The organism is Micromonospora humida, from assembly GCF_016901255.1.
In the GTDB taxonomy this organism is placed as follows: domain Bacteria; phylum Actinomycetota; class Actinomycetes; order Mycobacteriales; family Micromonosporaceae; genus Micromonospora; species Micromonospora wenchangensis.
In genome coordinates this window covers 899,126-918,857 of record NZ_JAFEUC010000001.1, presented here as the reverse complement: position 1 = coordinate 918,857, position 19,732 = coordinate 899,126, and the positions used below count along the sequence as shown (strand labels likewise).

Below are 19,732 nucleotides of genomic sequence, written 5' to 3'. Positions count from 1 at the left end.
TGCTCAGCGGATCGCGACCAGGACCCGCTCTTCGAGATCCTGCCAAACCACGCCGACCTCGGTCAGCCCGGCCTCCACGAGAGCTGCCTGGTGATAGTCGAGCGTGGCACCCGTCCAGTCACGGGCCCCTGCTGGCCACAGCGTCTGCCGTTCGGCGACGGCGTCGGCCAGCGCCGGGTGTGCTTCGACGGCCGCCCACCAGTCCTCCCACGGCTCCGCGCCGGCCTCGATCGCATGCTGCTGGCGCCCCCGGTCGATGGCCTCACAGGCGGCCCGGAGGCGGCTGCCCGCAGGTAGTGGTAGGTAGTCGGCGTTGATCAGGACGCCACCCGGGCGGAGCAACCCGGCCGCGGTACGGTAGACCGCCGTCAGCGCGGGCGGCGTGAGCCAGTGCAGCGCCGTGCTGGACAGGACGGCATCGAACGAGCCCTCACCGGATTCAGGGCCGAGCCGCTCCGCCCACGACGGATCACGGAGGTCAGCCCGGACCCAACGCAGCCGCCCGCCCTGGTCGCCGAGCCCGCCCTCGCCGATGGCGAGCAGCACCGGATCGGTGTCAAGCGCCACCGCGCGGCCCTCGGGAAAGCGGCGGAGAAAGCGTTCGCTGATGGCGCCGGGACCGCAGGCGAGATCGAGCACCGTCAGGCCGGGCTGCGGGCAGAGCTGCTCCAGGACGTCGAACATCACGGTGAACACCCGCTCGCGTTGCTCGATGTAGATGTCCTGCTGGACATCCCAGCGGCGCAGCAGCTCGGCGAACGAGGCCTGCGCGATCGTCTGGTCGATCATGCTTGCTCCTGATTCTGTCGGTGACAGGCGACGGACTCGTCGGGACGGGGCCCGACGATCATTTGCGGGCGTTCGGCTTCGCACCGGTCGAACGCCTGCGGACAACGCGGGTTGAAGGCACACCCGTCGATGCTGGCGAGCGGGCCGGGCATCTCCCCGCGCAGCGTAGGAGCCGGCGAAGGGTCCGCGTCGAGGCGTGGGACGGCCGCAAGCAACGCCTGCGTGTACGGGTGCCGAGCGGCATCCATCAGGCGCAGCGTGGGCGCGCTCTCGACGATTCGGCCCCGGTACATGACGGCCACCCGGTCGGCGAGTTGGCGCACCACGGCGAGGTCATGCGCGATGAACAGGCAGCCGAGCCCGAGCCTGTCCACCAGATCCCGGATCAGGTTGAGGACGGTGGCCTGCACGGGCGCGTCGAGGGCCGTGACCGGTTCGTCGCAGATCAGCAGCCGGGGCCGTACCGCGAGAGCGCGCGCGATCGCGACGCGTTGGCGCTGCCCTCCACTGAGCTCACGCGGCCGCCGCCCGGCGAGGCCCGGGTCCAGCTCGACCAGCTCGAGTAGTTCCGCCACCCGCTGGCGGCGTGCCGCCCGAGAGCCGATGCGGTGGATGTGCAGTGGTTCGGCGAGCGCACGGGCGACCGTCTGCCGCGGACTCAGCGATTGGAACGGATCTTGAAAGACCATCTGTACCGCCCGCCGGTACGCCCGGAGGGCGTCACCACGCAGCGCGTGGACATCCGCGCCGTCCAGAGACACCGTGCCGGCGATCGGGCGTTCGAGCCGCACCACGGTCCGGGCGATTGTCGACTTGCCGCAACCGGACTCACCCACGAGCGCCAGCAGTTCGCCGGGGCGGACACTCAGGTCGACGTCGCGGACCACCGGCACGAGCCTGCCGGCGATCGGGAACGCCACTCGTACTGCGGTCAGCTCAAGCACCGTCGTACCCGATCGGCCGCGCCACCGTCGGACGCACCCAGCAGGCAGAGGTGTGCCCTGGCGTCACCGGTTGCAGCGGCGGTTCCTCGACGTGACATCGCTTCGTGGCATGTGCGCAGCGCGGCGTGAATGCGCAGGCACCCACCTCGCGTCGGGCCGGCTCCGCGGGCGGAAGGGTCCGGAACCGGGTTCCGGGCACCGCCATGGGTGACGGCACCGCGTCGAGCAGGCCGCGTGTGTACGGATGGTCGGGCCGGCTCACGACGTCGGCTGCCGGCCCGACCTCGACGATGCGGCCGGCGTAGCAGACCGCGATGTCGTCGGCTATCCGGGCCGCCGCCGCGATGTCGTGGCTGATGAGGATCAGCCCCATCCCGATGGATTCGCGCAGATCCGCCAGCAGAGCATGGATCTGGGCCTGGGTGGTGACGTCCAACGCCGAGGTTGGTTCGTCGGCGATCAGGATCTCCGGCTCTCCGGCCAAGGCCAGGGCGATCATCACCCGCTGGCACATTCCACCGGACAGCGTGTGCGGGTAGGCGTAGACCTGCGACTCCGGTTCCGGGAGACCGACCATCTTCAACAGCTCGAGCGATCGGGCGCGCTCACGGCCGCGCGGGACGACGCCAGCGTGCCGCACCGCGTCGTCGAGCAGCGCGCCCACCGTCCGTACCGGGTTGAGCGCACCCCGCGCGTCCTGCAACACCACACCGACCCGGCGCCCCCGCACCGCCTCCTGGATCGCCGGTCCGCCGCCGAGCAGGTCGACCTGGCCCAGGACGGCGCGACCGCTGACCCGCGCGGTGGCATCGATCAGCCCGAGCGGGGCGAGGGTGGACAAGGTCTTGCCGCTCCCGCTCTCCCCGACGATCGCCAACGCTCTGCCAGGGGCTACGCGGTAGTCGATACCGTCCACCACCTTTCGTCCGGCGAAGGCGACCGCGAGTTCCTCGACCCGGTACGGGCCGGCGGTCGAGCCGTTCATCCGGGCGCGCCGCCGCGGCATCCCGAGCCGTACCAGCGGCAGGTTGTCGGTGGCGAACTGCTCGGCCAGCAGGTTGCTGGCGAGGACGACGGCGGCGATGGCCAGGCCGGGTGGCAACGCCAGCCACAGGGCGGAGTCCAGATACGGGCGGGCGTCGATGAGCATCTGCCCCCACTCCGGTTCGGGCGGCGGGATGCCGAGACCGAGAAAGCTGAGGAACGCCAGCGACAGCACGATGAAACCGATCTCGATGCTCGCGTAGACGAGCACTGGTGCTGCCAGGGCGGGCAATGCATGTTGAAAGAGGATCCGGAACCGGGACGCGCCGAGCACCTGCAGCGCGTCGAAGTAGGTGCTGCGGCGGAGACTGACGAACCGCCCACGCGCCAACCGGGCAAATGGCGGCCAACCGGTCAGGGACAGGGCCAGAACGAGGTTGGCGCTGCCGTGACCGCGCACGCCCAGGATGGCCAGCGCGACGATCAGTGAGGGCAGCGTCAGCGTCACGTCCATCAACCACAACGCCACGCGATCCGGCCAGCCGCCGAGGAAGCCTCCGGCGGCACCGATCACCACCCCGACAGTGACGGACACCGCGAGCACCGCCGCGGCCAGTATCAGTGAGGCCTGCGCACCGTACAGCAGGCGGGACAACTGGTCCCGGCCCAGTTGGTCGGTGCCCAGCAGATGCTCCATCGACGGCCGCGCCAGGCTGGCCATCAGATCGTTGGCGATCGGGTCGTACGGAGCGATGACCGGTGCCAGGGCCCCGGCTATGACGAAACCCAGCAACGGCAGTGCGCAGATCACCGTACGACGCCGGCGGCCCGCCCCCGACGCCGTCATCCGCTGCTCACCCGCGGGTCGATCCGGCCGTGCAGCCGGTCGGCCAGCCGGTTGGTCGCGGTGAAGGCCAGCGCGAAGCACAGCACGCACGCCTGGATCGCCATCAGGTCGCGGAAGTTCACGGCCTGGACGAAGTAGTCACCGATACCGTTGTGGGCGAAGACGGTCTCCACCACCAGCGCTCCGGTGAGCATGCCGCCGACGATCAGGCCGATCGTGTTGAGGACGGCGCCGGCGACGTTGGGCAGCGCGTCGCGCACGACGATCGACACCGTCGGCGTGCCCCGCGCCTGCGCGGCGCGTACATACGGTTGGGCGAGTGCTTCGCGCAGTGACACAGCGACCACACGGCTGAGTAGGCCGACAGCCGGTAGGGCGAGGACGACCACCGGCATCACGTATCCGGCGAGACCGCCGTCGGCGGAGGTGGGTAGAAGACCCAGTTGCTCGGTGAGCACGACGACCAGTAGGTAGCTGACCCAGAAGGTGGGCAACGAGACGGCGAGCAGGCCCGTCAGCCGCAGGCCGCGTCGAGCCGGACGCCACGGCAGCATGACGGCCAGCGCACCGACCAGCATGCCTAGCGGCAACGCCACAACCGCCGCCAGCCCGGCCAGCGACAGCGTGACCGGGACTCGTTCCGCCAACTCGGTCAGGACCGGCCGGCCGGTGCGCGCGGACTTCCCCAGATCACCCTGCACGGCGTGGCCGAGCCAACGGACGTAACGTTCGGGGATGCTGCCCTCCATTCCCAGCTCACGCCGGGCCGAGGCGACCTGGTCCTCGGTGACGCCGGGGTGCCCGGCCCGCTGCTGCGCGAGCCGGGTGGCGGCGTCACCGGGGGCCAGCGCGATGAGCCCGAACGCCAGCAGCGACGTGATTCCGAGAACCAGCGCCAACTCGGCGGCCAGCCGGGCCGACCGCCGAGTCCAACGCACGAGCAGAGCGTTCATCGTTGCAGCGTCACCGTGGACAGGTCGAAGTCGTACTCCGTGTGCGGCACCTGGAAGCCCTTGACCGCCGGACCGACGGCCCACACCCGTGGCCGGTACGCGATCGGCACGAAGGCGGCCTCCCGGTTCAGCACGGCCCAGGCGTCCTGGTAGTTCTTGGCGCGGGTGGCGGCGTCCCGGGCGTACAACGCTCCGTCGATGAGCCGTTCGACCTCGTCGGTCTTCCACAGTCCGGGATCCTTACGGTCGCCGGTCAGGAAGCCGACCACGAACCCCGACGGGTCGTAAGGGGCGCCGTAGGTCTCCATGAAGGCGAGGTCGTACTTGCCGGCGTGCAGGTCGTCGTAGAACGTGGCCTCGTCGACCGCGACGATGTTCACCGTGATCCCGACCTCGCCCAGTGCCGAGGCGACGGCCTGAGCGCTGAGCCGCGAGTCCTGCCAGCCGACGGCGGCCGTCGACGGGATCCGCAGCGACAGGACCAGCTGCTTGCCATCCTTGACCCGGCCCTTGCCCTCCTGGCGCCACCCGGCCGCATCGAGAATCCGGCGGGCCTGGTCGGGATCGAAGGGCAGGCTCTGCGGCGCCCCTGCGTCCGGGATTCCCGGCGCGAACAGCGTGGTCGCGGCCTTGGCCTGTCCGGCATAGAGCACCTTGGTCAGGGTTTCCCGGTCCAGGGCGTACCGCACCGCCTCGCGGATCGCCTTGTCGCCCGCGATGCCGTTGAGGTTGAAGCCGAGCATGACGGTGATGTCCGGATCACCGTGCAGCACCGTGACCCGCTCGTCCTTGCCGAGGGTGACCGCCTCGGTCGGCGAGATCGGCGCAAGGTAACTACCGCCGAGCATGTCCACCTCGCCCGCGCGCAGCGCGGAGACCCGGGTCTGCGAGTCCTTTCTGACGCTGAACTCAACCCGGTCGATCTTCGGTTTGGCGCCCCAATAGCCGTCGTTGCGGACCAGGCTCGCGGCCGTCGTCGTGATCTGTTCCAGCCGCCATGGCCCGGTGCCGATGGCCTTGGTGAACTTCCCGGAAGTGTCGACGGCCTTGGGGCTCATGAAGCCGGGGGGCCGGGTGAAGGTCAGTTCCTGCAGCAGCGGGTCGTAGGCGCGTCCGAGGCGCAGCCGCAGCTTCATCGGCCCAGGCACCTCCACGGCCTTGATGATCTTCGAGGCGGCCAGCCAGGAGTGCGACTCCTTGCCCACCCAGCGATCGAGGTTCCACTTCGCCGCCTGTTCGTCGAACGGCGTGTCGTCGTGGAACTTCACACCGGTCCGCAGCTCGAAGTCGATCGTGAGTCCGTCCGCCGCGACCTGCCACGACGTGGCCAGGCCCGGCTCCAGGCGACCACCCTGTCCGTACTTCACCAGCGTCTCGAAGACCATCGGCGCGATGAACCAGTCCCCGTTGTAGTCGTGCGGGTCCTGGTCGCCGTACTCGTTCGCGTTCGCCACGCGCAGCGTGCCGCCGGTCGCGGCGGTTCGATCGGTGTCCCCGGATCCGCTGGCCGTGCAACCTGCCACCAGAGCAGCCAGCACCGCCAGTGTGGCCAGCGCCCGGGCTGGTCGGCGAACCCGCACCAGCGAGGAACCTTCGTCCGAATAGCAAGCGACACGCATCAAGGAGCCTTCCAGAGTGGCATCTGCGCTGACCAGGGGTGGCGGACACCCTAGCCTCGAGAAGGAGGCCGGGGTGATTCACAGACATAGTCGTCTGACGACAAGCGAAAGTTCCCTCAAGGTGAGCCGGCGACCGGATCGGCGGACCAGTCGGGTGATGCGGTACGCCGACCGGGCGCGGGAGTGTGGCGATGTCGGCTCTGCCTCACGCAGCCCCGCCACAGTCCAAACCGGTGCCTGGCACCTGCTCCGATCCGGCGACGGGGTGTCCCCGAGGCGAGTCGGTCACGGTGCCGTGCCCCGATCCCGGCGTGCACCCCTGCGCCCGAGCCCTCGTTGTCCCTCCGAAGGTCGTTTGCCGATCCGGCAAGTTTCCTCGCCGGCATCGCGTAACAGGGGGCACCATGCCGGTCGAGCCTGATCGATCGTGAGGACGTGAGCGTATGAAGTACATCGAGCGCCCGGACGCGGCAACCCCGGCCGAGTTCTGGGAGAGTCTGCACCAGCAGGTGGCCGACGCCCAGTGGGAGGTGCGCGTCAACCCGATCCTTGCCGCAACGGTCGGTGACCTTCCGCCGGGTGCCGCTCTCGACCTGGGCTGCGGCCAGGGCGGCGACAGCCTGTGGCTCGCGCAACGCGGCTGGCAGGTCACCGCGGTCGACATCGCCGATGCCGCCCTGCAACGGGTGAGCGAACGTGCCGCCCAGCAGAGACTGAGCGACAGGATCGTCACCGAACGGCATGATCTGGCGGATTCCCTACCCCGGGGCACCTGGGACCTGGTGAGCGCTCATTACCTGCACAGCCTCTTCGACTTCCCCAGGGCCCGCATCCTGCGTGATCTCGGCGAGCAGGTGAACCCCGGTGGCATGCTGCTGATCGTCGACCACGGTTCAGTAGCACCGTGGTCCTGGAACCAGGGGGCCACGATTCCCACCCCGGACGAGACCCTGGCCGGTCTGGCCCTCGATTCCACGTTCTGGCATGTGCTTCGCTGCGAAGCCCGCGACCGGACGGCCACCGGCCCGGGTGGCCAGACGGCCGAGGTGACCGACAATGTGATCGCCTTGCGCAGGACGGGCTGACCGGATCTTCGCTGCGAGGGCGACCGCCGTCGGCTCGGCCCGCGCGAACTGGCCCACGACGGGCGTCATTCGGTTCGGGCAGAGCGTTCCGCGTTACCGGAGGTGACCGTCCCCCGGCGGGCCATGTCGTCGCCGGTGACGAGCAGGCCGTCAGGTTCGGCTGGTTCCACGCTGCTGACGCTGGCGGGTTTGTGGGCGAGGGACCCGCTCCGCTGCTGGTGGAAGGTCGGAACAGGGAACTAAAGCCGTCCACGGCGCGACCAACCCGAGGTGATGACTGACGTTCCTGACGCCGGGATCGCCGGGGTGCGCACCCGGGTGGTGCTGGTCATCCTGTTCGACGGGGTGCAGCCGATCGACGTGGCCGGTCCGGTCGACGTGTTCACGTCGGCTACCCGCTTCGTGGGTGACGCGGACAGCCCGCCGTACGTCATCCGGACCGCCTCTCTCGATGGTGGGGCGGTCCGGGCCGCCGGTGGTCTGTGCCTCGTCCCGGACGGTGACCTGGGCGGCGTCGAGGATCCGGACCTGCTGGTGGTGCCGGGCGGGCCGGGCGTGGGAGACGTCGACGACCGGCTCGTCGCCTGGCTCGCCGAGCGTGCTCCCGGCATCCCGCGGGTGGTTTCGGTGTGCACCGGGGCCTACCTGCTGGCCAAGGCCGGTCTCCTGGACGGTCGCCGGGCCACCACCCACTGGGAGGCCTGCGGTTATCTGAGCGAGATGTTTCCCCGGGTGGCGTTCGACCCGGACGCCATCTTCGTCCGGGACGGGACGATCTCCACGTCGGCGGGGGCGACAGCCGGGGTCGACCTGGCCATGGCGCTGGTCGAGGAGGACTTCGGTCGTGCGGTGGCTCTGGGCATCGCCCGGCTGTTGGTGTGCTACCTGCGCCGGCCGGGCAATCAGGCCCAGCTCAGCGTCCAGCTCTCGACCCAGATCGCCCGGACCGATCCGCTGCGCGAGGTGCAGTACTGGGCCGCCGCGAACCTGGCGGCCGACCTGTCCGTCCCGGCGATGGCGGAGCGCGCCGGGCTGTCTCCGCGGCAGTTCGCCCGGGCCTTCGGGGAACAGGTTGGGATGCCGCCGGGCCGGTACGTGGACCTGATCCGGCTGGAGGCTGCCCAGCGCATGCTGACCGACACCACCGATGGTGTGCTCGGTATCGCTCACCGTTGCGGATATGGGTCGGCGGAGGCGATGCGCCGGGCGTTCCTGCGCGAACTCGACATTTCGCCGACCGAATACCGTCGCGCGTCGGCGAAGGAATCGGTGATCCCCGACGGATCCCCGTCGATGGCAGATTTGTTGGCCGGTACGTCATAGGCGTGAGCGCGGGCCGCTTCTAAGCTTCCTGACATATGGCGAAATGAATATTTTCATGCCATTTTCAGCTTTCCGTGCACGCTTCATGACAGAGATGTGAGCTCGACGTGACTCTCGTTCCAGACCGGATTGTCCGTTCCACGCTGGCCATCGGCCTCGTCGTCGCGCTCGGCGCCTGCTCGGGGACGACGGTGCCGGACGCTCCGGTCGCATCGGCCGACGCGTCGGTCGCCGTCGGTCCCCGAACCACGTATCCGCTGACGATCGACAACTGCGGCCGTGAGGTCACGTTCTCCCAGGCGCCCCGCCGGGTCGTGCTGCTCAACGGCGCGTCCGTGGCCGAGGTCGAGTCGATGATCGCGCTCGGTGTCGAGGGAACCATCGTGGCCAACAGCCAGAGCTACGGCGTCTCCGACGACCCGACGATGGTCGAACGGATCAAGGCCATCCCGACGGGCGGGCTGAAGCTGAACAAGAACTTCGAGGTCCCCCGCGAGCAGGTGATCGCCCAGTCACCCGATCTGGTGATCTCGACATGGGCGGGCGGGTTCGACGACAAGATCGGCTCGATCACCCGCGACGAGCTCGGCAAGGCCGGCATCAACAGTTTCGTGTCCCCGTCGAACTGCGCCAACGGTGCGACCTCGCCCCGACCGCAGGACACGGCCACGTATGCGAAGCGGTCGGTCGAGTCGTCGTACGAGCTGCTGAACCAACTCGGGGTCATCTTCGACGTTCAAGGCAAGGCGGCGCAGGTCGTGCAGGACTCGCGCACGGCGCTGGCCGCCATCCCGTCGCCGAGCGGGGCACCCAAGCGGGTGCTGGCCGCCTATCCCAGTATGGGGTCGGCGATGGGTCTCAAGGTGCCTGCCGTGTTCGGCGGCGGCATCTTCGACGACATCATCACCCGGGCCGGCGGTGTCAACGCGTTCGGCGGCCTGACCGACCAGCAACTCACCGCACTCAACGTCGAGGCCCTCGCCGCGGCGAACGTAGAGGTGCTGGTGATCGGCCTGTACCAGCCGGACGACGACGCCAAGAAGTTCGCGGAGCAGCTGTTCGCGCAGTATCCGCAGTGGCCGGCGTCGAAGACCAAGACCTACACCTCGGTTTCCGACAGCTTCTACCTCGGACCGCTGAACGCGGTCGCGGTGAAGAAGATCAGCGATGCCGTCCACGCAGCGAACTGACCGCACCCGCCCGGAAGCGGCCCGTGCCCACCTCGTACCCGACAGAGCCGTTCCGCTGCTGATCGTGCTCCTGACCGTCGCGGTCGTGCTGGCTGCGGCGGTCGCGATCGCCGTCGGCACGGTACCGGTGCCGCTGGGCGACGTGGTCGCGGTGACCTGGGCGCACCTCACGCCGGGAGACACCGAGCGCAGCCTGCTCTACGACCAGATCGTGTGGGACTTCCGCGCGCCCCGGGTGCTGCTGGCAGGGGTCGCCGGCGCGGGTCTCAGCATCGCCGGAGTCTGTCTGCAGGCATTGGTGCGCAACCCGCTGGCCGATCCCTACCTGCTCGGCATCTCAGGAGGCGCCTCCATCGGCGCCGCCCTGGCGCTGAGCTTCGTGCCCGCGGCGATCGCCGGACTGGGTGTCTCCGGCGCGGCCTTCCTCGGGGCGGTGGTCAGCGTCGCCCTGGTCGTGGGGCTGGCACAGCGGGCCGGTCGGGTCGCGCCGGGCCGGCTGATCCTGGCCGGAGTGGCCGTCGCCTATCTGGGCAGTGCCGTCACCAGCTACATCCAACTGCAGGCCAACCCGGGCGAACTACGCGGCATCCTGTTCTGGGTGCTCGGCTCGGTCGCCGCCGCGTCCTGGCCGGACCTACCCGCACCCACCGCCGCCCTGCTGGTCTGCCTGCTCTGGCTGCTGGTTGACGGCCGCCGGTTGAACGCGCTGACGATGGGCGAGACGTCGGCGGCCGGGCTGGGGATCGACGTCAACCGGCTGCGTCTCGGGCTGCTCGCGGTGGCGTCGCTGCTGACCGCGACGATCGTCAGCGTCGCGGGTGGGATCGGCTTCGTCGGCCTGCTGGTGCCGCACGCGGTCCGGCTGCTGGTCGGCCCCGACCATCGCCGGGTGATCCCGGTGTCGCTGCTGCTGGGGGCGGTCTTCCTGATCCTCGTCGACCTGTTGTCGCGCACCCTGGACCGGCCGAACGAGATGCCGATCGGCATCTTCACCGCCGTGCTCGGCGCGCCCTTCTTCCTGTGGCTGCTGCGCAGCCAGTCCGGGGCGGTGCGATGAGGGTCGTGGCGACCGGCGTCTCGGTGACCATCGACGGCACGACCATCCTCGATGACGTCTCGTTCACCGCCGCCGACGGCCGGGTGACCGGACTGATCGGGCCGAACGGATCCGGCAAGAGCACACTGCTGCGCTGCCTGTACCGCATCATCCGGCCGCAGCAGGGCACCGTGCACATCGGCGATCACGACGTCTGGCAGGTCCCCGCCCGCCGGGCCGGCCAGTTACGGGCGGTGGTCGCCCAGGACCAGGAACTCGACAACGACTACACCGTCCGCGACATCGTCGCCATGGGACGGATCCCGCACCAGCGACTGCTCGAACGGGAGAGCACCACCGACCGCACCATCGTCGACGAGGCGCTGGTCCGCGCCCGCATCGAGTGGGCCGAGGGACGGCGTTTCGTCACGCTGTCCGGCGGCGAACGCCAGCGGGTCCTACTCGCCCGCGCGCTCGCCCAGAACACCCCGGTCCTGCTGCTCGACGAGCCGACCAACCACCTCGACATCGGCGCGCAACTGGAACTGCTCGAGTTGATCCGCGAACTCGGGCTCACCACCGTCGCCGCCCTGCACGACCTCGACCACGCGATGTCCTACTGCGACGCCGTCGTGCTGCTGCACCACGGCCGGGTCGTCGCGGCCGACGATCCCGTCACCGTGCTCACCCCGCAACGCCTGGCCGACGTCTTCGGCGTACGGGGAGCGACGACCACCCACCCACTCACCGGTCAGCCGCACCTGGTGTTCGCGGCGCCGTGTTCCGAACGGGAGATTTCCAGATGACCATGCAGAGCCCGCCCGGCGAGCCGGTTCCCGACGCCAGGCTCACCGCACCCCTCGAACCACCTGCGACCGGCACCATCACCGTGGCCGTCGTTCTCTCACCGCACGCGGAACTGGTCGACTTCGCCGGCCCGTGGGGCGTGTTCGAGTACGCCCGCCTCGACGACGGGCGTACCCCGTTCACGCTGACCACGGTGGCGGCTACGACGGACCCTGTCCCGATCTCCGGAGGCATGGTCGTCGTGCCCGGTCACGCCGTCGAAACAGTGCCGGCACCGGACATCGTGGTCGTCCCGGCCCTGGACACCGGCAAGCTCGCCCCCGAGGTGCTGGACTGGCTGCGGCGTGTCCATCAGAACACCGCAGTGACCATGTCGGTCTGCAACGGATCGTTCGTACTAGGCCAGGCGGGCCTCCTCGACGGCCGGACCGCAACGGCCCACCACAGCGCCTACCAGGCACTCCAGGCCATGTTTCCCGCCCTTACCGTCGTCGCCGGGGTCCGCTACGTCGAGGACGGCCGGCTCGCCACCGCCGGCGGGCTCACCTCGGGCACCGACCTGGCCCTGCGGATCGTCGAACGCTACTTCGGGCGCGCCGTCGCGCAGCGCACCGCCACCTACCTCGAATACCAGGGCACGGGCTGGATGCACCCCGACAGCAACGCCGAGTTCACCGAGCCTGCGGCGGTAAACCCGGAACAGCCGGTGTGTCCGGTATGTCAGATGCCGGTATCCCCCGACACCCCGATCACCCTCGAACTGGACGGACGTACCTGGCACTTCTGCGGCGACTGGTGCCAGGAGCAGTTCCGGGCGGCACCACAGCGCTTCGCCATCGCGGAGGGATCGTGACATGCAGGTCGCCATCGTCGTCTATCCCGGTTTCACGGCGCTCGACGTCCTCGGGCCGTACGAGGTTCTGGGTCGTCTGCCGGACACCGAGGTCGTGTTCGTCGCCGAGCGTCCGGGCTTGGTCGTGAACGACCTGGGCAGCCTGTCGGTCGACGCCGTCGCGACGTACGCCGACGTGTCCGAGCCGGACATCGTGCTGGTCGGCGGGGGAGCGGGCCAGCAGGACCAGATGGCCGCCGACGGCCCGCTGATCGAGTGGCTGCGGGCCGTCGACCGGACCACCACATGGACGACGTCCGTCTGCACCGGCGCGTTCGTGCTGGCCGCCGCCGGACTGCTGACGGGCCGACGGGCGACGACCCACTGGGCCGGGCTCGACATGCTCACCGGCTTCGGGGTGACGCCCGTGAAGGACCGGGTGGTGATCGACGGCCACTACGCGACCGCGGCCGGCGTGTCCGCAGGCATCGACATGGCGCTGATCCTGGCCGGCCGGATCATGGGCGACGAGGCCGCACAGACCGTGCAGCTGATCATCGAGTACGCCCCGGAGCCGCCGTACCAGGCAGGTTCCGTGGACACCGCGCCACCGTCGGTAGTGGAGCGGGCCGGCCGCATGCTGTCGCCTTGATGGGTACTCCGGTCCACTATGGACCGCCGAGTCTGCCGTCTGGTTCGGCGACACCCACCGCACCTTCACCCACGGCCAGGAACTTTCTCCTCCCGGCCGGCGACTGTCTGTACATCGACGGGTGTCGGGAGGTGCTCCTCATGAGGCGACGGGCAGTGCTGGCGGGTAGTGCGGCTGCGGGCGTGGGCACACTGATCGGCGCACAGCCGGCCGAGGCCACACGGGGTGGTGCCAAGGGTCCCCTGCGGGTTGGCATCGTCCTGGTCGACGGTCAACGTCAGGGGGCTGGGGAGGGTTCGGCACCCGGCTGATCACCGGCAGTTATACCCGCTCAAGTCAACAGGGTGCGCCAGTAGAACCAGAACTGCTCGCCGATGAGGGCGACGATGATGACGTACCAGACGGTGAGGACGACGGTGTGATACCGGAGGAGCACAGCCCCCCGGGAAGTGAACAACTGCTCGCGATGGACGTTGTGCAGGGTGACATACCAGAAGATCGCGATGGTGACGACCCACACCACAATGCAGTACGGACACAACGCGCCGATACGGTAGAGGCTCTGGAAGATCAGCCAGTGCACGAACCCGATACCGAACGTCGCGCCGAGTTGCAGGCCGAGCCAGAACCAGCGCGGTAGTCGGGCGCCGGCCAGGACCGCGACACCGATGGTGGTCACCGCGCTGAACCCGACGATACCGATCAGAGGGTTGGGGAAACCGAACGCGGCCGCCTGCGGCGTGGTCATCACCGAGCCGCAGGACAGGATCGGGTTGATGCTGCAACTGGGCCGATAGCTCGGATCGGTCAGAAGGTTGATCTTCTCGATGGTCAGGGTCAGCGCTGCGGCGCTACCGATCGCACCGCAGACGGCCAGCACCCAGCCGATGATGCGCGCCGCGAACGGCACCGTCGGGTCCGCCGGGACGACCGCCGGGCCGGGAGCGGTCGTGACCTGCCCGCTCATCCGGCGAGCGCTGCGTCGACGGCGGCCTTGAGCCCGGCGTACGTGGCCTGCCCGTCGAAGCGCTGGCCATTGATGAAGAACGACGGGGTGCTCTGGACCCCGGCGGCGGTCCCGTCGCTCTGGTCGTCACGGATGCGGGCCGCGGTGCCCGGGTCGTCGCGGTCGGCGCGGAACTTCGCCAGGTCGAGGCCAAGCTGCTGGGCGTAGCCCTCGAAGACGACGGACTGGTCCTGCTGCTGCCCGCCCCACGTGGACTGGTTCTCGAAGAGCTTGACGTACATCTGCTCGAACTTGTCCTGTCGCGCGGCGGCCTCGGCGGCGCGGGCGGCGTTCTGTGCGTTGGCGTGCTGGGTCAGCGGGAAGTTCCGGACCACATAGGTGATCTTGCCAGTGTACTCCTGGCGGAGTCTCTCCACGCCAGGGAACGCCTGTCCGCAGGACGGGCACTCGAAATCGAGGAACTCGACGATGGTGACCTTGCCGTCCTCGGCGGCGGTGAGCCGGTGGCTGTCCGCCCTCACCACCCGGTCGCCAGCTGCCTGCCGAGCTTTGTCACTGCTGTTCTGGACGAAGACGAACAGCCCGGCGAGTCCGGCGAGCACGATCGCCAACAGCCCGAAAGTGATCTTGGTGTTGGTGCTCACACGTCGGGCGCGCATCGCCTTGGCAGCCTTGTCAGACGCCTTCCTGCTGCGCTCTGCTCCGGAACCGCCAGTCCTACCGCCGTCGGCGGTCGGCCTTGCGGGGCGGTTGCGCTTCTTGGACATCCGTGGACCTTCCACCCGAGGCTTCGTCGCACTGCCGCCTTCGGGCGGGTGCTGCCTCATTGGTCGTTCGAGACCCTGCTGGAGTTCCGGCTCGTGCGACGACCGGTCAGATCCGGATGGCCGTCGACAGAGTCGGGAGGGCGCCGGAGTCCGTGTCCAGCTCGAAGGACAGCCGCCAGACGTGACCGGGGGTAAGGGCCACGTGTCCGATCGCGGTTTGAGCGGTCAGCGCCAGAACCTCGACGTCGGTCCGCAGCTCGGGAGCGGTGGCGTCCACGGCGGTGGCCGCCCAGCCGCGGATCTCGTCGGCGGGGCCGCCGTCGTTGGTCCAGCAGAGGTGCAGGAGGGGAGACGCGGTGTCGCGCTGCAACCACACGTGCAGAGTGTGGCCGTCCCCGCTGATCGCCACCGACTGACGCTTGGGACAGAACGCGCGGTCACGGGCTGCCTGCGCGGTGACCGGTGGCACCGTCACCGCGGCGATCAGCGTCAGTGCGAGGGCGGACACCGCGAGCACGGCTGGCCATCGCTGGTGCCGCTGCGGCCCGCTGAGCGCCTCGTGACGCCCACGGGCACGAGGCGCGCAGCTGAGGACATGACCGAGATCCTGAGTCTTCCCCGTGGTGTGGCCGGCCGTCCGGTGACTCAGCCGGAGACCCGGGCCATGTCGCCGCCCGTGACCGCGTACCGCTCTGGTCGCCGTGATCGCTGGTGCGGTCACCTGCCGTCGACGAGTCGTCGGGTGTCGAGGGTCGGGGAAGCAGCGGGCCGGGCCGGTTGCGGCGTGGTCAGGCTCCGCGCACTGGCCAGGCGACGATGGCACTTCGGTTTCCACGGAGGTGTCTCCGGATAGATCAGGAACACGTCGCCCGGCCGTCAGGAGCAGGCAGACCGTCACGGCCAGACCCACCGCCAGGATGTGTACGCCCGTCATTCGGTACCGCCCCCCCGCCGCGCCCCGGTACGGCATGCGCCGACCGCTGGTGGGGTAGTCGCACCGCCGACCCCGCTGGTTCCCGACATCCGGCGCGCACCACCGGTCTCGCCGCCCTGACCAGAGGCGACGTCCGGCGAACTGATCACGGCAACGGGGGTGACCAGCCGGCATCGGATTGGGCGTGCTGCTGGCCCACCAGACGCGGGGTTCGGCCGCCCGTTCGGCGGACGAACGGCCGAACCCTGTCAGTGCGTCAGCTGCCGGCTGGCGCGGGGGAGGTGGGGACCACGGCCGGACGGCGTCGTCGCGACACCGCGCCCACGACGACGTCGATGACGAGGAATGCGAGCAGGGTGATCCCGAACAGGGGCAGCGCCCAACCGATTGCCACGGTCACCGGTACGCCGATGAGCAGGACCCACACCGGCATGCCGCGGACACCGCCACGGGACGGCGGGGTGCCGGCGAGGGCGCGTCGGTCGGCGCGGGTGGGTCGACGTTGCCACCACATGCGGTAGCCCCAGACGATGACGCAGAGCAGCCCGAGCGCCAGCGCCGCGAGCAGGATCTGGTTGACCGGGCCGAACAGGATACCCATGTGGGCCTGGATACCGAGACCACTGAGTTTCGCCAGCAGCGGCCAGTCGGCGAAGTCGCTGCGGGCGGTGACCTGACCGCCGGCCGGGTCGACGGCGACGCGGTCCTTGGCGACGGGCCAGGTGTTGTCGACCTGCGTGACCGTCCAGGCCGAGCCCGCCTCGGCAGCCGGGGCGATCTCGACCGGGCCGTCCAGGCCGGCCGTACGGGCGGCCGCCACCACCCGATCGAAAGCAGCCGACTCGACCACTCCGCCTGCACCGCTGGCCTCGTGGTGGCCGCCGCCGGTCTCGGCCGGCTCGTCCGGGACGGTGGTGAGGCTGGTCGAGATCTCCGGGGCGCGGGCGCTGAGCGCGTCGAGGCCGGCACCGAAGTTCGCCCCGGCATAGCGGGACCAGGTGAGCCCGGTGGCCGAGAGGAACAGCAGGCCGACGGTGAGCCAGATGCCTGTGGTGGCGTGCCAGCCCCGGGTACGGCGGACACCCTTGCCGGCGGACAGGTCCGGTACGAGCAGGTGCCGGGCGGTGGCCCGGGAGGCGCTGCGTCGACGCCACCACAGGATCACCCCGCCGAGCGCGAGGACCCACAGCCAGCTCGCGGCCAGCTCGGAGTAGTGCCGGCCCACCACGCCCAGGTGCAGGTTGCGGTGCAGGTCGTCCAGCCAGGTGGTGGCCGGGGTCGAGCCGAACCAGGTGGTCAGCTGGCCCTGGACCTGCGCGGTGTACGGGTCGACGTAGACGGTGTGCTGCTTGTCGCCGAGCGCTGGCAGGGCGAACGTCACCCGGGTGGTCCGGTCACCCTCGCCGGGCTGCACGGTGGTGATGCTGCCCTCGGGGTGGGCGTTGCGGGCGGCACCGACCTGGTCGGCCAGTGGCAGCGGACGGTCACCCACCTGAGCGACGGTCAGTTGGTCGCTGTAGAGGATGCTGTCCAGTTGCGGGGTGGTGGTGTAGGCCAGCCCGGTCAGGGCGGCGACCACCAGGAACGGGGCGACGAGGATACCGGCGTAGAAGTGCAGCCGTAGCAGCAGCGCACCGAACGGTGACGTTCGTCGGGCCGGTCGGGCAGGTGTTTCGGTGGCTGTGGCGGGTTCCGGCGTCGACCCGCCGGACAGTTCGGTGAGAGACATGTTCTTCCGATCGGCATTGGCGAGAAGCACCCCGCCAGGGGGTGCTTCTCCTGCTGGCATGGTCGCCCGGTGGTTCGTTGCGTTGCTCCGGCTTGGTGAGGTAGTCGGAACGCAAGCCCTCGAGGTTCCCGAGAATTTCTCGGACGGCACCAGGCCGCAGCGTTGTCAGTGCTGGTCGGATCCGGTCGCGCGCCGCGCGCCACTGTCGGCCTGTCCGGACGCGGCGAGGAACGCGTTGTAGCGGGCGAGGTCGTCCTCCTCGCCGGTTGCGTCCGCCCGGTCGGCCGCCCGGTCGAGGCGGGCCTGCTCGCGCACATCGGCGCGGATCCACTGGCGAACAAGAATAATCATGACGACGACGGCAGGTAGCTCGCCGAAGGCCCAGGCGATGCCGGCGCCGAGGTTCTGGTCGGCCAGCAGCGACGACGCCCAGGCGGGGTGGACGGCGATGTACCAGTCGGGGGCGATGACGGTGGTGGTCTGCATGAGGACCAGGCCGAAGAAGCCGTGGGCCATCATCGACGCGAGGTGGATGATCACCAGCAGGGGATGGGGGAGCCGTCGGCGACCGGGGTCGACACCGACGAGCACCCAGAACAGCAGGTAGCCGGCGACCACGAAGTGGGTGAGCATCGCCAGGTGACCGAGGTGGGAGCGCATCAGCACGCCGAGCAGGTCGCTGAAGTACAGACCGAACAGGCTGCCGGTGTAGATGCCGAGCGCGACGAGTGGGTGGGTGAGCAGCTTGGTGACGCGGCTGTGCACGGCGATCAGCAGCCACTCCCGGGCGCCGCGTACCTGTGGGTCGGCCGGTCGGCGTAGGGCACGCAGGGCGAGGGTGACCGGTGCGCCGCCGACCAGCAGGATCGGCACCAGCATCGACAGCACCATGTGTTGGGCCATGTGTGCGCTGAACAGCACGTACGCGTAGCGGGCCACACCGAGGTTGGTCGTCGCGGCGAGCAACAGCAACCCGCCCACCCAACTCGCCGTCCGGGCGAGAGGCCAACGGTGCCCGGCGACGTGCATCCGGCGTACCCCGGCCAGGTACCCGCCGACGCCGACAGCGCAGAGGGTCAGGAAGAACATGTCCGGCAGCGGCTGCCCGAGCAGGTTGCCCGCCGTGGGTGCGGCAGGCATCGGGAAGCCGAGCAACTCGGTGATCGGGTCGGCGTCGATGCCGGACACCGGGACGGGGGTGGGGCTGCGCGACAGTGCCACGGCAAGGCCCACGGTGGCGGCGAACACGATCAGCTCACCGGCGGCCAGTCGGGTGAACGCCCATCGACTGCCGGCGCGCAACGCCGGCAGGGTACGGCAGCGGTGTGCCGCGCCGAGCACGCCGAGGATCAGCAGGGCGGCGACCTTGCCGAGGACCAGCCAGCCGTAGCGGGACTGCCAGAGCTGGTCGACCGTGCCGAGGCGGACGGCGGCGTTGGCCAGCCCGCTCACCGTCACGGCGACGATGCAGCCCAGGGCCAGGCGGCTGTACCGGGCAGCGGCCTCGGCCAGCATTCGGCTGCGCCGCACCATCAGCAGGGCGACGAGTCCACCGATCCACACCGCGGCGGCGAGGATGTGCAGGGCCAGGCTGGTGACCGCGATCTGGTGGTCACCGGCTCCGGCGGCGTGGCCGGTGAAAGCCGGAGGTAGCACCGCGATCAGGGCCAGGATCGTGACCGTCGCGGCGAGCCCTCGGGACACCCCGGCGCGGGCCAGCAGCGCCACGGTCAGGGCCAGCCCAGCCTGCAGCATGAGGGACTGGCCCTGCGAGATCATGGTGGCGAAACTGACGACCGTCGCGGGCTTGAGCGTTTCCAGCGGCTGGCCGAGCAGGTCTGAGACCGTCAGCACCATCAGCGACAGCGCCGCCACCGCCCAGCCGAGCGCGGTGAGGCTCGCTCGCCGTAGCAGCAGGTAGCCGTGGGGCGAGACGGTGCGCCCGTCGCCGGGCAGCAGGAATGCGGAGGTCACCAGCATGCCGACGGTGACGGTGGCGAGGCCGTCACCGAGGAGCCGGACCACCGGTAGCGCCCAGGTCGTGGCTGGTCCCGCATCGGGTAGGCCTGGAATCACGGCGGCGAGGGCACCCCCGACCCGCAGGCCCGACAGCAGCACAGCGATCCCCGAGGCGCAGGCGGTGACAACAAGGAACCAGTCGTAGGCCGTCGATGCGGTGGACCGGAACCGGCTGGCGGATGTCGCCGCCGGCACCGGGGTGGTGGTACCGGAGCCGTCGGCGGCGACCTGCCGGGAATCTGTGTCGGACACGTG

General features: G+C 70.0%; 17 protein-coding genes. 7 read left to right on the top strand and 10 right to left on the bottom strand.

Annotated features, from left to right (window positions below; translation table 11 throughout):
• Positions 1-3 precede the first annotated feature (3 nt).
• Genes JQX11_RS03780 through JQX11_RS03760 form a run of 5 tightly spaced genes read right to left on the bottom strand, consistent with a single transcriptional unit; the run spans position 4 to position 6,097 of the window.
• Positions 4-789 carry a class I SAM-dependent methyltransferase gene (locus tag JQX11_RS03780; RefSeq protein ID WP_204923519.1) on the bottom strand — a complete coding sequence of 262 codons (786 nt, stop codon included), beginning with the start codon at positions 787-789 and terminating at the stop codon, positions 4-6.
• Entirely contained in the window at positions 786-1,733 is a 948-nt protein-coding gene (locus tag JQX11_RS03775; RefSeq protein ID WP_088643297.1) for an oligopeptide/dipeptide ABC transporter ATP-binding protein, read from the bottom strand. The genes JQX11_RS03780 and JQX11_RS03775 overlap by 4 nt, the downstream gene beginning before the upstream one ends.
• Positions 1,726-3,528, bottom strand: coding sequence for a dipeptide/oligopeptide/nickel ABC transporter permease/ATP-binding protein (locus JQX11_RS03770; RefSeq protein WP_204923518.1), 1,803 nt, complete (start codon positions 3,526-3,528; stop codon positions 1,726-1,728). Before JQX11_RS03770 ends, JQX11_RS03775 begins: the two co-directional genes overlap by 8 nt.
• A 32-nt stretch (positions 3,529-3,560) precedes the next feature.
• Positions 3,561-4,517, bottom strand: a complete 957-nt coding sequence (locus JQX11_RS03765; protein ID WP_204923517.1) for an ABC transporter permease — start codon at positions 4,515-4,517, stop codon at positions 3,561-3,563.
• Positions 4,514-6,097, bottom strand: coding sequence for an ABC transporter substrate-binding protein (locus JQX11_RS03760; protein WP_204923516.1), 1,584 nt, complete (start codon positions 6,095-6,097; stop codon positions 4,514-4,516). The genes JQX11_RS03765 and JQX11_RS03760 overlap by 4 nt, the downstream gene beginning before the upstream one ends.
• A 482-nt stretch (positions 6,098-6,579) precedes the next feature.
• Between JQX11_RS03760 and JQX11_RS03755 the strand changes: the two genes are divergently transcribed.
• The 7 genes from JQX11_RS03755 (at position 6,580) to JQX11_RS03725 (ending at position 13,061) form a co-directional block, all read left to right on the top strand.
• Complete coding sequence (locus JQX11_RS03755; protein WP_204923515.1) at positions 6,580-7,221, top strand: class I SAM-dependent methyltransferase; 642 nt, start codon at positions 6,580-6,582, stop codon at positions 7,219-7,221.
• Between the two features lie 273 nt (positions 7,222-7,494).
• Entirely contained in the window at positions 7,495-8,544 is a 1,050-nt protein-coding gene (locus tag JQX11_RS03750; RefSeq protein ID WP_204923514.1) for a GlxA family transcriptional regulator, read from the top strand.
• 335 nt (positions 8,545-8,879) lie between these two features.
• Positions 8,880-9,734 carry an ABC transporter substrate-binding protein gene (locus JQX11_RS03745; RefSeq protein WP_204923513.1) on the top strand — a complete coding sequence of 285 codons (855 nt, stop codon included), beginning with the start codon at positions 8,880-8,882 and terminating at the stop codon, positions 9,732-9,734.
• A gap of 64 nt (positions 9,735-9,798) precedes the next feature.
• Positions 9,799-10,791 (top strand): FecCD family ABC transporter permease, encoded by a 993-nt coding sequence (locus JQX11_RS03740; protein ID WP_204923512.1) that lies wholly within the window; start codon positions 9,799-9,801, stop codon positions 10,789-10,791.
• Positions 10,788-11,576 carry an ABC transporter ATP-binding protein gene (locus tag JQX11_RS03735; protein WP_204923511.1) on the top strand — a complete coding sequence of 263 codons (789 nt, stop codon included), beginning with the start codon at positions 10,788-10,790 and terminating at the stop codon, positions 11,574-11,576. Before JQX11_RS03740 ends, JQX11_RS03735 begins: the two co-directional genes overlap by 4 nt.
• A complete protein-coding gene (locus tag JQX11_RS03730) occupies positions 11,573-12,430 on the top strand; it encodes an AraC family transcriptional regulator (protein ID WP_204923510.1) in 858 nt (285 codons plus the stop codon). The genes JQX11_RS03735 and JQX11_RS03730 overlap by 4 nt, the downstream gene beginning before the upstream one ends.
• A gap of 1 nt (position 12,431) precedes the next feature.
• Positions 12,432-13,061, top strand: coding sequence for a DJ-1/PfpI family protein (locus JQX11_RS03725; protein WP_204923509.1), 630 nt, complete (start codon positions 12,432-12,434; stop codon positions 13,059-13,061).
• A 331-nt stretch (positions 13,062-13,392) separates the two neighbouring features.
• Here the strand turns inward: JQX11_RS03725 and JQX11_RS03720 are convergent, their stop codons facing one another.
• The 5 genes from JQX11_RS03720 to JQX11_RS03700 form a co-directional block, all read right to left on the bottom strand.
• A complete protein-coding gene (locus tag JQX11_RS03720; RefSeq protein WP_204923508.1) occupies positions 13,393-14,028 on the bottom strand; it encodes a vitamin K epoxide reductase family protein in 636 nt (211 codons plus the stop codon).
• Positions 14,025-14,795 carry a DsbA family protein gene (locus tag JQX11_RS03715; RefSeq protein ID WP_232377022.1) on the bottom strand — a complete coding sequence of 257 codons (771 nt, stop codon included), beginning with the start codon at positions 14,793-14,795 and terminating at the stop codon, positions 14,025-14,027. The genes JQX11_RS03720 and JQX11_RS03715 overlap by 4 nt, the downstream gene beginning before the upstream one ends.
• Before the next feature lie 106 nt (positions 14,796-14,901).
• Positions 14,902-15,303, bottom strand: a complete 402-nt coding sequence (locus JQX11_RS03710; protein ID WP_204923507.1) for a hypothetical protein — start codon at positions 15,301-15,303, stop codon at positions 14,902-14,904.
• Positions 15,304-15,985: 682 nt separating this feature from the next.
• The gene (locus tag JQX11_RS03705) at positions 15,986-17,458 is read right to left on the bottom strand and encodes a PepSY-associated TM helix domain-containing protein (RefSeq protein WP_204923506.1); all 1,473 of its coding nucleotides are present in this window, start codon (positions 17,456-17,458) and stop codon (positions 15,986-15,988) included.
• Between the two features lie 165 nt (positions 17,459-17,623).
• On the bottom strand, positions 17,624-19,729 hold the full coding sequence (locus tag JQX11_RS03700) for a bifunctional copper resistance protein CopD/cytochrome c oxidase assembly protein (RefSeq protein ID WP_307826050.1): 2,106 nt from the start codon (positions 19,727-19,729) through the stop codon (positions 17,624-17,626).
• Positions 19,730-19,732 lie beyond the last annotated feature (3 nt).